Source organism: Methanobrevibacter sp., assembly GCF_045603845.1.
Classification (GTDB): Archaea; Methanobacteriota; Methanobacteria; order Methanobacteriales; family Methanobacteriaceae; genus Methanocatella.
On record NZ_JAZUMY010000010.1, the window covers coordinates 56,001 to 70,149 of the forward strand.

The following is a 14,149-nucleotide window of genomic DNA, read 5'->3' on the forward strand; positions in this document are numbered from 1 at the left end:
GATATTTCAATGGTAAATGTGGATGAAGCAATAATAGCTAAATATGAATATAGTGGTGAACATTTTGAGATATTGGTTGACCCTGATTTGGCAGCTGAATTTAGAAATCCTGATGGACAGGATGTTGCCATTGAAGATCTTTTAGCTGTTGTAGAAATCTTTAAAGACTCCAAAAAAGGAGATAAAGCTTCTGATGAAGCTATGAATAAAATTTTTGAAACTACAGATCCTATTGAAGTTTCTAAAATCATTCTTGAAAAAGGAACTGTTCAATTAACTGCAGACCAAAAAAGACAAATGCAGGCTGATAAAAGGAAACTGGTCATAAATACTATTGCTAAAGAGGCTATCAATCCTCAAAACGGCCTTCCTCATCCGGTTCAAAGAATTGAAAATGCTTGTGATGAGGCAAAAGTTAGATTTGACCCATTCATTTCTGTAAATCAGCAGGTTCAGACAGCCCTTAAAGCCATCAAACCACTTATTCCAATTAAATTTGAAAGAGTTAAAGTTGCTGTTCGCTTACCGGGTTCTGCTGCAGGTAGTGCTTATTCTGTTATTCATGGATTTGGTGATATTATAAATGAGGAATGGCAACAGGATGGATCTTGGATTGGTATTGTTGAAATGCCTGGTGGTCTTCAAAATTCGTTCACTGCTAAGATGGCTGAAATTTCCGGTGGTGAAGCTGAGACAAAAACTATTTAATAATCATTTTCATAGAGTGGGATATTTATGATATATGTGGAAGATAAAAATTTAGTAATTCCTGGACAAATATTAGCTGACGATGACTATTATCCAGGAAGAGGAACTTTTAAAGAAGATGGCAAAATATGCTCTTCTTTAATCGGATTAGTTTCTCTAAGAAATAAGAAAATTAGAGTAATCCCTCTCAAAAGCAAATATGTTCCTAAGAAAGGAGATGTTGTAATCGGTAAGATTAATGATGTTAGATTCTCAATGTGGGATGTAGACATTAATTCTCCATACTCCGGAATTTTACCTGCTTTTGAAGTGTTCGGTAGGGATAAAAAAGAACTTAATAAAGTATATGATGTCGGAGATGTGCTTTTCTTAAGAGTAATCGATGTCGATGAAGTTAAAAAAGCCAAACTTGGTTTGAAAGGCCGTGGTTTAGGTAAGTTTAAGGGAGGAATCATTGTAGAGATTTCCCCGACAAAAGTGCCTAGGCTGATTGGTAAAAAAGGTTCCATGATTAACATGATCAAGAACAAAACCAATTGTAAAATCGTTGTTGGTCAGAATGGTCTTGTTTGGGTTAAAGGAAATGAGGACATGGAACAGCTTACTCGAGAAATTATCCGTACTATTGAGGTTGAAGCTCATACTTCAGGTTTAACCAATAAGATTAAAAATAAATTATGTTTAGCTATCGATGGCGAATTGCCTGTTGAAGAAAGCGAAGAGGAATTCGTATTGGAAAAACCTAAACTTCAAAACTTTAAGGAAGAATTGGAACAGGAAGAGGCTGAAGCTAAACTAAAAGCTGAAAGTGAAGAAATTCCCGAAGATGAAGTTGAATCCGAAGAGATTGAAGATGAAACTGATGATGCTGAAGTTGAAGCTGAAGAAGAAAACGATGCTGAGGATAAGCCTGATTTTTATGAAGTTATAGAAGAGTTAAAAAAGAAAAATCAGAATAAAGATAAAAGTTTATCCTATAGCGATAACTCAAATAATAATTCATTTATTTTAAATAATCGATAATTTCTATTTATGAGGTAGATTAATATGTCTGAGATGATTAGAGAGGATGGTAGGAAGTACAATGAATTACGTCCTATAAAAATTGAAGCAGGCGTTCTTGAACGTGCTGACGGTTCCGCTTACCTTGAAGTGGGTGGAAATAAAATTTTAGTTGCCGTTTACGGACCTAGGGAATCATATATTAGAAGGTTACTTGAACCGAATACTGGTGTAATCAGATGCAGATACAATATGGCACCATTTTCAGTAGATGACAGAAAAAGGCCAGGTCCTGATAGGAGATCTTCAGAAATTTCAAAAATCACTGCTGATGCATTAAGACCAGCTTTAATGTTGGAAAACTATCCACGTTCAATGGTTGACGTTTATATTGAAGTAATCGAAGCAGAAGGAGGAACCCGTTGTGCAGGAATTACCGCAGCTTCCGTTGCTCTTGTTGATGCTGGAGTACCTATGAAGGATATCGTCGTTGGATGTGCTGCAGGTAAGGTCAATGATGAAGTCGTGCTTGATTTATCAGAAGTTGAAGATAAGGAAGGTCAGGCTGATGTTCCTATTGCAATCATGCCAAGAACCGGTGAAATTACTTTACTCCAAAGTGACGGTGATTTGACTGAAGAAGAATTCCAGAAAGCTATTGATTTGGCTATGGAAGGATGTATGAAAGTTAGCGAGCTTCAAAAAGAAGCATTAATGAAAAAATACTCTACAGAATAGGTGTTTAATATGGATATAGTACCGGAAATTACAAGAGAAAGTATTACAAACCTTATTTTTAATGATAAAAGAGAAGATGGAAGAGCCCTTGATGAATACAGGGACATTTCTATTGAAACTGATGTTATTTCTAAAGCTGAAGGTTCTGCAAGAGTAAAAATCGGCGGAACTCAAGTTATTGTTGGTATTAAACCTCAGTTAGGCAGTCCATTTCCAGACACCCCTGATTTGGGAGTATTAATGACCAATTGTGAAATGTTGCCGATGGCTGATCCTACTTTTGAACCTGGACCACCTGGTGACGATTCCATTGAACTTGCACGTGTAGTTGACAGAGGAATCCGTGAAAGTGAACTGGTCGATTTGGACAAGCTATGTGTCGAAGAAGGCAAACATGTATGGATGTTATTCATAGACCTTCATGTAATCGACAACTGTGGTAATCTCTTTGACACTGCAGAGCTTGCTGTAATGGCAGCACTCAAAAGCACAAAAATACCAACTGCAACCATAGTTGATGATGAAGTTGTCATTGACAAGGAAAATACCTTTGATTTACCTATTAACAATGAAGTGGCTATGTGCACCTTTGTCAAAATAGGTGATAAGATGGTTTTAGACCCAACATTATCTGAAGAACGTGTTGCCAGTGCCCGTTTAAATGTTGGAGTTACTAAAGAAGGCAGAATTTGTGCTATGCAAAAAGGCGGAGCTCATCCTTTAACCAAAGAGGATATTTTCTCTGCTGTTAATACTGCAATTTCAAAAACAAAAGAATTAGTCGAATATCTTTAAGTCTTCCGGACGGTTAAGATTTTCAAATTCTTTTTTTAATATTTTTTTATTATCAATTAAAACAAAATTTGTTTCTATTTTTTCTATTATTCCTTTGATGTGCAGACAATCCTTTAAAATCAGTTCTTCGATTAATGGAATAATGTTCCTGTTGTATATTGAATGGAGAGGTTCTGATGTTTTAAGTTTATTGTCGGGGTCATGGTATGGTACGATGGCCTGATATTCATTACTTATTTCATTAAAAAGAGCTTGTATTGTATTTTTTGTCATGTTCGGACTGTCGCAGGGAAATACTATTGCATACTGTGATGATATGTTTTCAAGTCCGGTTAGAATACCTGAAATAGGGCCTTTGTTTTTGATTTTATCTTCAACGAATTTCACGTCATATGAATAGTCGTCAGGATCAATAAATTTTTTATATCTATCAATCCTATCGCTATCATTTAAAACAATTATCGCTTCATCTATTTCATTATTTAATGTGGAAAGTATGTATTTAATCATAGGTTTATCTTTAATAATTAAAGATCCTTTATCTCGACCCATTCTTCTGCTCTGCCCTCCACATAAAATAATGCCAGATTTCATTTTTTTATTCCTTTACGTATGCATCTGCAGTTTCATCAAATGGATTGGTACGTATGATTAATGCAATCATGTACGGATAATGTTTGTTCAGGTATTTCAGATAGTATATCCATTCGTGAACCAGTTTGTTGTAGATTCTTTGCATGTCACCGTTCAGGTGATTAAAATCAACATCGCTGACTTTGCTCAGGTCAGGCCTGTGTTCCAGTTCCTCATCCAAATGGAGAATTGCATTCAATAATCCGGAAAACTCTTCTTTTTCAAGAAGGTTTGGGTTATTGATAAGGCCAACAATGAATTCCCTTTTGCTTACAAGCAGATTTCTCATGTTAGTTAAGTATTCTTCCCTATCTTCCGGTGCAACGTCCGCTTTAAAAGCAATGTTTACGTTTTTGATTTCCTTTAATCTGTTTTCATAATCTTTATCAGTCCAGTTTTTAATGGATTCCAAGTAGCTTGTGTCTGCTTTATGTTGGTTAACAGAACTTAATTGTTTGATTAGGTCGTTTCCAATTTCTGAAAAGAATGTTGACATAATCATATCCAGTTTTTCCATCATTGCTTCTTTTTCCTTTTTACTTATGATTTCATCAAGTACAAATGCTACAATGAGTATATCTACCGGAATGAATCCTAAGTGTGTCCAGATATATGAAACAACATGTTCAGGGTCTTTTAAAATAAGTATGTTGGATCCATAAATAACGATTATTGCTATAACCATTACTATTGAAAATTTGATTTTCCATCTATTATGGCTGTCCATTTTATAATCTCCAATTTTTTTCATCTTTTTTTAGCTGATATGATGGCTATTGGGTTTTCACTCATCATCATAATCCCTCTGTCGAGAACTCTTCCGTTTGAAATGTTGACTTCCATGATTTTGGGATTATAATTCAATTCTTTTAGTTTGTTAACCGCTTCTACTTTTGTGTCAACCAATATTGCAGTAACGATTATCCGGCCGTTTGAATTTAGTTTTGAGTCAATCAATTCCAGAATATTTTCCAACTGTCTGCCGCTGCCCCCAACAATGGCAATATCCACATTGTCAATATCCTTAACTGCATTGGCTCCATCGTCACATATTAATGTAACGTTATCTCCAAGTCCGAATTTCTTAAGATTCTTCTGAGTCATTTCAATAGCTTCAGGATTTATATCAATGGACGTTACTTCTTTTGCTCTTTGAGCAAATTCGCATGTAAGTCCTCCTGTTCCACATCCCACATCAACCACTTTATCTGTGTCCTTTACATCGGATTTATAAAGTATTATTGCTCTTATTGCTTCTTTTGTAGGTCCCGGAACATCGCATGATTTAATAAAATCCATATCTTCTAACATTTATTCCCACCTTTTAAATAAGTTATTTTCTATATTCAAGGAATCTAAAATTTTACCGACCACAAAGTTGATTTGGTCATCTACTGTGTCATGATTGGAATAAAATCCAGGCATTGCAGGTAAAATTACAGCTCCTTCTTGTGATAAGGTAAGCATATTCTTTATATGAGCAGTTCTAAGAGGGGTTTCTCTTGGAACGATAACTGTGCATCTTCTTTCTTTCAGACTCACATCCGCAACTCTTGTAATGGTATTGTCCCCATATCCATTTGCTATTGATGATAATGTTTTCATGGAACACGGTACAATCGCCAGACTTTCAAATTTAAATGATCCGCTGTTTATTGATGCGGTCAAGTCGTTGAATTCATAATAATTGTCGGATAATTTGATAATGTCTTCTATTTCATAATCGGTTTCTGATTTGATGACTGTTTTTGCAGCATCGCTTATGATTAAACTATTTTCTATTTTCAATTCATTTAGAGCTTCAAGCAGTTTTATCCCGTAAATCACTCCGCTTGCTCCAGTTATTGCTACAACAATCATAATATCTCCTAAAATAGTTTAATTTGGTCATAATGGATTCCGTGGAATTTTTCCCTGTCCACTTCAGGCAAGTCCAGATAATGATTCAGTTTCAATTTTTCAAACCTTTCCTTTTCCTCAATAGGCACGTAAATACTGATGTCAGGTATGTTGAATCTTGCTTTGCTCAATGCGCCAATGATGTTTGAAATCTCTGTTAACGGATATAGCCTGTCATCAACGCTGACCTGCGTTTTCATCTCATCAAAGCGAGGATACTCTGCAATGTTTATGAAAACGTAGTTTTTGTCCATATTGAAGTCTTCAGCTATTTCCTCTTCGGCTTTTCTTAGGGTTTCCTGTGAAATCTTATACAGTTTTTCCGGATTTTTGAAGTTATCAAGCCTTATTGTTTTAACTCTTTTCGGGATAATCCTGTTGTCCAGTCTGTTTATCATGTCCCTGACTATTTCATCGTTACTATTTCTGAACAGGGAGATGATGTCTGAATCGTCATATTTATACATGTCATTTTCGTTGATTTTTCCTGAGTCAATTTCTCTTTTCAGCGCTCTTCTAAACATGGAATTGACTATTCTTGTTGTGTGGTGCTGATATACGCTAGGATACATGAAATATCTTGATACCAGCGCTCCTTCTGCAGCCTGAACACCTTTAATATCTAAAACCAATCCGTCATCCAATCTTAAATTTGATATGATTCTTTCGTAATCGATTACTCCGTAGGCAACTCCTGTGTTGTGTGAGTCCCTTAAAAGATAGTCCATTCTGTCCACGTCCAGCTCTCCGGATATAATCGGACCCAAATGACCTTTTCCGTTAACTATGTCAACGATTTCTTTGGTGTCAAATTTTTCATCTAGCAAATCATGCATGGATGTTTTTTCAATAACATATTTTGTGAGCTCTTCATGCGGAAATGACAATACTCCTTCGGATACATGAGAAAACGGTCCATGACCGATGTCATGTAAAAGGCCTGAAATTCTTACCAGTTCAATTTCCTCTTCACTTAATTCTAGTTTTGTGGCCAGTTTTGATGCCAGATTCATTGTTCCGATACAATGTTCAAATCTGGTATGGTTTGCTCCAGGATATATCAGACTGATCAATCCCAATTGTTTGATTCTTCTGATGCGTTGGAATTGAGGCATATCCATTACGCTAACTTCAAATTTGGATAATTCAATATCTCCATAAACGCTGTCTCTTATGAATTTTCTTTTTTCGCTCAATTTAGTCACCCTAATAGACTATTCCATGTATCATCAGCCACTTCAATAATGTCTGAAGTTATATTGTCAAATGTTGTGTTATCTGTTGTATTTTCAACTTTAGGAATTATTACAGGCACCTCTTCAATCTGATGAGGTTCGAATGAGTCATTTTCTATTGCTGTAATCTTTTTGGCATCTGAGTTATCGATGACCACTACACTTGCAAATGCAGTGCTTAGAACGAATGCAATTACGGCAACAATTAGAAATATTAATAAATTCACTTTGATTGATTGTTTCATAATAACACATTTTTTTATTTTGATTTTAGATATTTAATTTTGGTATAATTTGATTTTTAAACTATACTGTAATTTATTTTTATATTAACTGTTATTTAATCTTTTTTGAATAATCCAAATATTTATATACTATTTTGAATAGAATATATTTGTCGGAAGTAGGAAACCGTCTTCCGACTAATTAAAAAATTAATTTAAATTCAATTTATTATGAGAGAAAAGATAATATGGTAATGTTTAGTGCAGGTGATACTGCTTGGGTTCTTATTTGTAGTCTTTTAGTATTATTAATGAGTATTCCGGCTGTAGCATTTTTCTATGGAGGATTAAGTAAAAGAAAAAATGTTTTAAATACTATGTTTTTAACTTTTATAGCATTTTCAATTGTAAGTGTAATTTGGGTAGTCTTCGGATACCAATTCGCTTTTGGAGAGCCATCCATTTATGGTTTTATAGGTTCACCGTCCAACTTCTTCTTACAGGGAATTGGACTTGATGATTTAACAGGATCAATACCAACATTGCTCTTTGTAATGTTCCAGTGTGCATTTGCAGGCCTTACTGCAGCACTGATTTCAGGAGCTCTTGTCGGAAGGATGAAAACCAAAGCCTGGGTAATATTCATACCTATATGGGCTTGTCTTGTATATCTCCCTATCGCTCACTGGGTATGGGGAGGAGGCTGGTTAATGCAGATGAACGCTCTTGATTTTGCAGGAGGAACTGTAGTTCACATTAACTCAGGTATTTCCGCTCTTGCTGTAGCACTGGTTCTTGGAAAAAGAAGAAGCACTGCTTTAATTCCACACAACTTAGGTTATGCAGTACTTGGTGCAGCATTACTCTGGTTCGGTTGGATGGGATTCAACGGAGGATCAGGTCTTGCAGCAGACGGACTTGCAGCTAATGCAATCATCGTTTCAAACGTTTCCGCTGCAGTGGCATTAATTGTATGGTGTATCTTAGATACTTATATCGTTGGAAAACCTACAATTTTAGGTGCGATTTCCGGTGGAGTTGCAGGTTTGGTTGCAATCACTCCGGCAGCAGGATTCGTTGATGTGTTCGGTGCTTTAATAATTGGTGCAATCGCTCCGCTTGTTTCATACTTTGCAATTTATGTCCTCAAATCCAAATTAGGCTATGATGATGCTTTGGATGTATGGGGAATTCACGGTATGTCAGGTATGTGGGGAGCAATAGCTACAGGAATATTTGCAGTGCCGGCAATAGGTGGAACGGCAGGATTAATCTATGGAAATCCAGGACAGGTTCTCATTCAGATTATAAGTGTATTAGCTACTATTGTATATGCATTTACAATCAGCTTTGTTCTAGCTAAAATACTCGATAAAGCTATGGACGGTATAAGAGTCGACGAGTCACAGGAAATTGGAGGACTGGATTCTCACCTCCATGAAGAATCCGCATATAACTTTAACTAGGAGCCACGAAAATGAAAAGTGTAGTTGCAATCATTAGACAGGAAAAATATCAGGATGTAAAAAAAGCCTTATCAGATGTAGGCTGTGAAGGAATGAACGTATCAGAAGTAAAAGGTAGGGGAAGCCAAAGAGGAATAAGAGAATCTTACCGTGGTTCTAGTTACTGTATAGATTTAATCCCGAAAACACGTGTAGAAATTGTTGTAAAAGAGGAAGGTGTTGATTTGATCGTTGATGCAATTAAGAAATCCGCCTATACAGGAAACATTGGAGATGGAAAAATTTTCATCTATCCTATAGATAATGTAATAAGAATAAGAACTGGTGAGGAAGGAGATCGTGCAGTCTAGTACTGTACGACCACTCCATAAACATCATCAACATCAACCCATGTTGATATTCCTTTTGTTTCATACATGGTGCCGTTTATATATTCATAATCGACATCTGTATTGTCGCTAGTTAAATATATCTGATTTCCATTAATTTTAGAAACTCTTTTTATAATTGGACCATACTCATCTGAATTGGCAACAACCATACTGCCGACTTTTATGTCATGAGTCTTTTCAACCAGAACAGTCTGACCGTCTTTTAAAGTAGGATACATTGACAATCCTTCAACATGGAATAATATTGGAATTTCATCGCTTCCTAAGGGTGAATCAAGATATACTTTAACATTATCCAAGCCATGTGAAAGGCAAATCCTTAAAATTCCCTGTCTTAAACTTTGAACACTTCCGTTCGTACTATTCATCGCTTCAAGTGTGTAGTCACAGATTTCTTCGTTCAGTTCGTTCGTGTCAACGCCAGCAAATGGTGAAATGGTTGACTGGGATGTTACGTTTTCACCATCCATATAAACAGTTACGGATTCTCCAATAAAAATGAAGTATCCTCCAATAACAAGTAAAATAATTACAATAAAACCTATAATTAAAGTGCTTTTTTTAATCATAAAACCACCTTTAATCCAAGATATTTAAATCCATATTTAATAAAGCCCTCATTGTTTCTATATCAATCTGACCTGGAGCCGTAGCGTCCCTTCCGGCTGCAAAAGTAATTGGTGAATCAAATTTGGAGGCCATAACTCTTGTATAACTTCCCAAATCGCTCATTGAAATAGCAATGGTATTTTCACAGTGTGACAGTATTGCCAGTATTTTCAGAGTATCATCCAAATCCTTAGGCATGAATGCGACTTTTGCAATATCTCCAAGTTCCCTTTCCTTATTGACGATATAAGTTATCTCGTCAATTTCCGGAGTCTTTTCGAAGTCATGATAGGATACAATGGTCTTAACTCCTGTGTCATGAATCATATTGATATATTCATCATCGCTTTGAAGTTCAATATCCACATAGTCGACCAAGTCACAGCATTTATATAAAATGTCTATTCTTTCCTCTTCGGATCCTTTAAAGGAACCGCCTTCCGTTGAAATCCTATTAGTTGCAATCATAGGGAAATTGATTTCTTCAATAACCTCTTTGATTTCCTTAAAATTGGGATTTTTAAGACCGTCAATTCTGAATTCCAAAATGTCCGCACCTTTTTTGATGCAGTCATTTGCAACTTCTATCACTCCCTCAACGTCAGGTTGAAAAATCGGAATAGCTATTTTGGTTTGTGAATACATTAATAGATATTTTTGATAGTAATTATTTATTAATTTTTTCTAAAATCTCCTTTTAAATGACTTAAAATTTATATAAATTAAATAACAAATTATATTACAGATAAAATTTTATTATTTTATGTAATTTTTTAATCAAATTATTAAAGGTGTTATTTTGAAAATCACAGCTATTGGGGCAGACATTTCCAAAAATGATGTGTCCTGTAGTAAGGAATTGACGCAAAGCATTGAAAATAATCTTTATAAGCTTAAGGAGTTAGGAGCAAGTGAAGCTGCCCTGACAAATATTACTGGAGATGATGTTGTAGTCAGTGCTTTCGTTGAAGATGATTTACTTGAAGTTGTCAATGAAGGAATAGTCAATATACTGAAAGATTGTGCTGAGAATTTAGGCGATTTGTCTGGAATTTCAAAAGTTGAATCAGAAGCGGGCGAAGGAATATCCTATGCTGAAGCAAGCTTTCGCGAAGGATATTATCCTGATGCGATTATTTTAGGTTTCGATACCTATGGTGGCGAGCCTTTTGTCGGTGATGTTGCAAACTCTGCAATCAAGGCAGCCCGGGGAATGGACAATCTGACGGATGTTTCCGATTTGATTGAAGCCAGAACAAGAGAGATTCCCGGTGTTGGCTTTGTTTCTTCTGAAACTGATGACCCTGTAGTAGTGGCAACAGTAGAGAATATTGAATCTGTTGGCGTAATAGCAAGTGCAATGATTGGAGCGGCACTTGGAAATAAGAATACATATCTGGTTGAAAGGGGAACAACCTGTAATGTGTTGCCGGGCAGTGTAATCTTTTCCGCTACCGCGTTAATGAACGGTAATGTAATAGATTTAGCGGTTCCATTTCAAAATAAAACAAGAATTTTACGTTAGGATGGTATAATATGATTTTATTGGATAAGGATACAAATTGTTTAGTTCAAGGAATTACTGGAAAGCAAGGTTCTTTCCATACAGAACAAATGTTAAAGTATAATACTAATATTGGTGCAGGTGTAACTCCTGGAAAAGGAGGTCAGGACTTCTTGGGAGTTCCTATTTTCAATTCTATTGAAGAAGCTGTGGAAGAGACTGATATCAACTCTTCAATCATTTTTGTTCCTGCAAAATTTGCAAAGGATGCGGCTTTTGAATCAATCAGACACTTGGATTTGGTTGTAATCATTTCCGAACACATTCCAATCCATGACAGTTTGGATATTATGGCTTATGCCGATCAGATGGGGACAACTGTTATTGGTCCGAATACTCCGGGAATTATCTCTCCTGGTATCGGTAAATTAGGTATCATGCCTACACATATTTTTGAAGAGGGAAATGTTGGTGTTATTTCAAGAAGCGGTACATTAACTTATGAAATAGCCAGTGAACTTACTCGTGCTGGAATTGGCCAAAGTACCTGTGTTGGAATCGGTGGAGACCCTGTTATCGGTACTAATTATATTGATATTCTTAAAAGATTTGAAGCCGATGATGAAACTGAAGCTGTTGTTTTAATCGGTGAAATTGGTGGTAATGCTGAAGAAAAGGCAGCAGAATACATTAAAAATGAAATGACAAAACCTGTTGTTTCTTACATTGCCGGCAGAACCGCTCCTCCTGGAAAAAGAATGGGACACGCGGGAGCTATCATTCAAGGAAACTCCGGTACCGTTGCAAGTAAAACTGAAGCTTTAAACAATGCTGGTGTTGAAGTAGCTAAAATGCCATCAGAAATTGTTAATTTACTTAAAAAGGAAATGTAATATGACTCATCAAGAAATTATTGATAAATTACTGAATGGCGAAATGAAACTTTATCAGGTTGATAAGGAAGTTTCAGCCAAGGAAGCTACAGACATCAGGCGTGAATTTCTAGAAAAGAAATATTCTATCAGTTTGGATAATATCTCTAATTATACCTTGGATATGGAAAGGGCTTCAGCCAGAAATATTGAAAATTCCATCGGTGTTCTCCAGTTGCCTATGGGTATTGCAGGCCCGTTAAAAATCAATGGTGATAACTGTAAGCGTGAGGTTTTCATTCCTCTTGCAACCTCTGAAGGAGCTTTGGTGGCTTCAATTAACAGAGGATCATCTGCAATAACCGCTTCAGGCGGAGTTAATGCTCATGTAATATCTGACATAATGACCCGTGCGCCTGTTATCAAAACTGAAAATGCGAGCCAGTCATTACAGATAAAGCAATGGTTTATTGATAATTTTGCAGAGTTAAAAGAAATTGCTGAAAGCACAACCTCTCACGGTAAGCTTTTAAAAATCGATCCTATTTTAATTGCGGGATCTTATGTTTATCCACGTTTTGTCTACTCAACTGGAGACAGTATGGGTATGAACATGGTCACTATTGCCACAGAAAAGATTTTGGATAAGCTGGCCAGTGAAACCAGCGCTCGCCACATTGCATTAAGCGGTAACGCTTGTGTTGATAAAAAACCGGCAGCAATCAACATGGTGGAAGGAAGAGGAAAAAGTGTCGTTGCCGATATTGTCATTCCAAAAGATATCGTTAATAAAAAACTGAAAACCACTGCAGAGGCAATAGAGGAAGTTAATGTCGCTAAAAACTTAATAGGCTCTGCTGTCAGTGGAAGCTTAAGCTACAATGCCCATTATGCCAATATGGTTGCGGCAATATTTTTAGCAACCGGACAGGATGCGGCTCATGTTGTAGAAGGTTCCTTGGGTATTACTACTGCCGAAGCACGTGATGGTGATTTATACTTCTCAGTTAATCTTCCTGACTTGCCGGTGGCTACTGTTGGCGGAGGAACAAGCCTTGAAGTTGCAAATGAAGGCCTTAACATTTTAGGTGTTGCCGGTTCAGGAAAAGCCCGTGAATTTGCAGAAATTGTTGCTGCAACAGTTCTTGCAGGTGAACTGTCATTAGTCGGTGCATTGGCTGCAGGACATTTGGCAAGAGCTCACCAGGAACTTGGTAGGGGTTAGAATGGAAGACATTGACAATTTGCTTTTGCCTGAGATTAATCTTGAAACTGATGATATCATAATGAATATTGCTGTAAAAAAGGATTATTCTCAAATTGAAGACTTGGCTGAAAGAAAAAAGGAATTTATAAATGATTTAAAAGAGTTTATTGAAGAATTCGGCCAGACACAAGAATCTTTGGAATTTATGGAGTATTATGATTAGTCCTTGGAGTTAATCAGTTTCAATACTTCACTTACATCCACTTTTGTTTCATAACATCCTGTTTTTTTAAGAAGCACTCCCTGCGGACAGAAATCTGAAAGCAACATCATCATCTGATTCAGGTCCTCATGGCATGCTACTCCAATGACTGCCTTAAACTTATTTTCCATTACTATCTTTTTAACGAAGCTTGATCCTGGAACAATATATAGTTTGTATCCTTTTGGTTCAGCTTTCTTTTTAATAACACCAATGGAGCATAATCCGCAGCAGGTACAGTTAACGCCTTCCTTTTGAAGCGTTGCGGGACAATCCTTATGCCTTAGGCAATGAGGCAGAAATATCAAAGTTTCGCCGGCAGGAATCTTTTCGAATTTTTTCTTGTTGATGTCATTTCTTATTTTAATGCTTAAATCATCAATCAGATGGTCATCCAGCTTTATAAGTCTGGCTATTGATTTGAATGGTGAATAAAGAGTATCTATAATGAACAATAGGAATTTGGGAAATATTACAATTCCTCTTTTCAGAAATATTTTTCCAAAAACCAGCAGTATGATAAATAATATTATGATTAATATTGCGATTACAATTATCAGCCTTCCAAGCAGTGAGTATAGTAATTCAAAGTCAAAAGTCATG

Annotated in this window: 19 protein-coding genes; 10 read left to right on the forward strand and 9 right to left on the reverse strand. The window is 36.2% G+C overall.

Translation table 11 applies throughout. From position 1 onward, the window contains the following. Window positions 1-9: 9 nt before the first annotated feature. The 4 genes from ACKI2W_RS01135 to rrp42 are packed head-to-tail and all read left to right on the forward strand — an operon-like array spanning window position 10 to window position 3,243. Window positions 10-708, forward strand: coding sequence for a ribosome assembly factor SBDS (locus ACKI2W_RS01135; protein WP_407378657.1), 699 nt, complete (start codon window positions 10-12; stop codon window positions 706-708). A 27-nt stretch (window positions 709-735) separates the two neighbouring features. Continuing rightward, window positions 736-1,731: an exosome complex RNA-binding protein Rrp4 gene (rrp4, locus tag ACKI2W_RS01140; RefSeq protein WP_407378658.1), complete on the forward strand. Its 996-nt coding sequence runs from the start codon at window positions 736-738 to the stop codon at window positions 1,729-1,731. Between the two features lie 24 nt (window positions 1,732-1,755). Then, window positions 1,756-2,448 (forward strand): exosome complex exonuclease Rrp41, encoded by a 693-nt coding sequence (rrp41, locus tag ACKI2W_RS01145; protein ID WP_407378660.1) that lies wholly within the window; start codon window positions 1,756-1,758, stop codon window positions 2,446-2,448. Window positions 2,449-2,457: 9 nt separating this feature from the next. After that, window positions 2,458-3,243, forward strand: a complete 786-nt coding sequence (gene rrp42 / locus ACKI2W_RS01150; RefSeq protein ID WP_407378662.1) for an exosome complex protein Rrp42 — start codon at window positions 2,458-2,460, stop codon at window positions 3,241-3,243. Here the strand turns inward: rrp42 and ACKI2W_RS01155 are convergent. The 6 genes from ACKI2W_RS01155 to ACKI2W_RS01180 are packed head-to-tail and all read right to left on the reverse strand — an operon-like array spanning window position 3,226 to window position 7,255. After that, window positions 3,226-3,837 carry a molybdenum cofactor guanylyltransferase gene (locus ACKI2W_RS01155; RefSeq protein ID WP_407378664.1) on the reverse strand — a complete coding sequence of 204 codons (612 nt, stop codon included), beginning with the start codon at window positions 3,835-3,837 and terminating at the stop codon, window positions 3,226-3,228. The two genes, rrp42 and ACKI2W_RS01155, sit on opposite strands and share 18 nt — an antisense overlap. A gap of 4 nt (window positions 3,838-3,841) precedes the next feature. Continuing rightward, window positions 3,842-4,603, reverse strand: a complete 762-nt coding sequence (locus ACKI2W_RS01160; RefSeq protein WP_407378666.1) for a hypothetical protein — start codon at window positions 4,601-4,603, stop codon at window positions 3,842-3,844. Between the two features lie 20 nt (window positions 4,604-4,623). Beyond that, a complete protein-coding gene (gene cbiT / locus ACKI2W_RS01165; RefSeq protein WP_407378668.1) occupies window positions 4,624-5,187 on the reverse strand; it encodes a precorrin-6Y C5,15-methyltransferase (decarboxylating) subunit CbiT in 564 nt (187 codons plus the stop codon). Beyond that, window positions 5,188-5,736, reverse strand: coding sequence for a UbiX family flavin prenyltransferase (locus ACKI2W_RS01170; RefSeq protein ID WP_407378670.1), 549 nt, complete (start codon window positions 5,734-5,736; stop codon window positions 5,188-5,190). Between the two features lie 8 nt (window positions 5,737-5,744). Next, window positions 5,745-6,971: an HD domain-containing protein gene (locus tag ACKI2W_RS01175; protein WP_407378671.1), complete on the reverse strand. Its 1,227-nt coding sequence runs from the start codon at window positions 6,969-6,971 to the stop codon at window positions 5,745-5,747. A gap of 5 nt (window positions 6,972-6,976) precedes the next feature. Further along, window positions 6,977-7,255, reverse strand: a complete 279-nt coding sequence (locus ACKI2W_RS01180; protein ID WP_407378673.1) for a hypothetical protein — start codon at window positions 7,253-7,255, stop codon at window positions 6,977-6,979. 227 nt (window positions 7,256-7,482) lie between these two features. Here ACKI2W_RS01180 and ACKI2W_RS01185 point away from each other — a divergent pair, with 227 nt between their 5' ends. Both ACKI2W_RS01185 and ACKI2W_RS01190 read left to right on the forward strand, forming a co-directional pair. Next, entirely contained in the window at window positions 7,483-8,700 is a 1,218-nt protein-coding gene (locus ACKI2W_RS01185; RefSeq protein ID WP_407378675.1) for an ammonium transporter, read from the forward strand. Window positions 8,701-8,711: 11 nt separating this feature from the next. Then, window positions 8,712-9,050 carry a P-II family nitrogen regulator gene (locus ACKI2W_RS01190; protein WP_407378676.1) on the forward strand — a complete coding sequence of 113 codons (339 nt, stop codon included), beginning with the start codon at window positions 8,712-8,714 and terminating at the stop codon, window positions 9,048-9,050. Here the strand turns inward: ACKI2W_RS01190 and ACKI2W_RS01195 are convergent. Continuing rightward, window positions 9,047-9,661: a S24/S26 family peptidase gene (locus tag ACKI2W_RS01195; RefSeq protein WP_407378677.1), complete on the reverse strand. Its 615-nt coding sequence runs from the start codon at window positions 9,659-9,661 to the stop codon at window positions 9,047-9,049. The two genes, ACKI2W_RS01190 and ACKI2W_RS01195, sit on opposite strands and share 4 nt — an antisense overlap. Before the next feature lie 10 nt (window positions 9,662-9,671). Next, window positions 9,672-10,346, reverse strand: a complete 675-nt coding sequence (aroD, locus tag ACKI2W_RS01200; protein WP_407378679.1) for a type I 3-dehydroquinate dehydratase — start codon at window positions 10,344-10,346, stop codon at window positions 9,672-9,674. A 154-nt stretch (window positions 10,347-10,500) separates the two neighbouring features. Between aroD and ACKI2W_RS01205 the strand changes: the two genes are divergently transcribed. The 4 genes from ACKI2W_RS01205 to ACKI2W_RS01220 are packed head-to-tail and all read left to right on the forward strand — an operon-like array spanning window position 10,501 to window position 13,507. After that, the gene (locus ACKI2W_RS01205; RefSeq protein WP_407378681.1) at window positions 10,501-11,226 is read left to right on the forward strand and encodes a hypothetical protein; all 726 of its coding nucleotides are present in this window, start codon (window positions 10,501-10,503) and stop codon (window positions 11,224-11,226) included. 11 nt (window positions 11,227-11,237) lie between these two features. Further along, window positions 11,238-12,098 (forward strand): succinate--CoA ligase subunit alpha, encoded by an 861-nt coding sequence (gene sucD / locus ACKI2W_RS01210; protein WP_407378683.1) that lies wholly within the window; start codon window positions 11,238-11,240, stop codon window positions 12,096-12,098. 1 nt (window position 12,099) lies between these two features. After that, on the forward strand, window positions 12,100-13,302 hold the full coding sequence (gene hmgA, locus ACKI2W_RS01215; protein ID WP_407378685.1) for a hydroxymethylglutaryl-CoA reductase (NADPH): 1,203 nt from the start codon (window positions 12,100-12,102) through the stop codon (window positions 13,300-13,302). A 1-nt stretch (window position 13,303) separates the two neighbouring features. Then, window positions 13,304-13,507 (forward strand): hypothetical protein, encoded by a 204-nt coding sequence (locus ACKI2W_RS01220; protein WP_407378687.1) that lies wholly within the window; start codon window positions 13,304-13,306, stop codon window positions 13,505-13,507. On the opposite strand, the gene ACKI2W_RS01225 is transcribed toward ACKI2W_RS01220, so the two are convergent. Further along, complete coding sequence (locus ACKI2W_RS01225; protein WP_407378689.1) at window positions 13,504-14,148, reverse strand: DUF116 domain-containing protein; 645 nt, start codon at window positions 14,146-14,148, stop codon at window positions 13,504-13,506. The genes ACKI2W_RS01220 and ACKI2W_RS01225 overlap by 4 nt on opposite strands. Between the last annotated feature and the right edge of the window lies 1 nt (window position 14,149).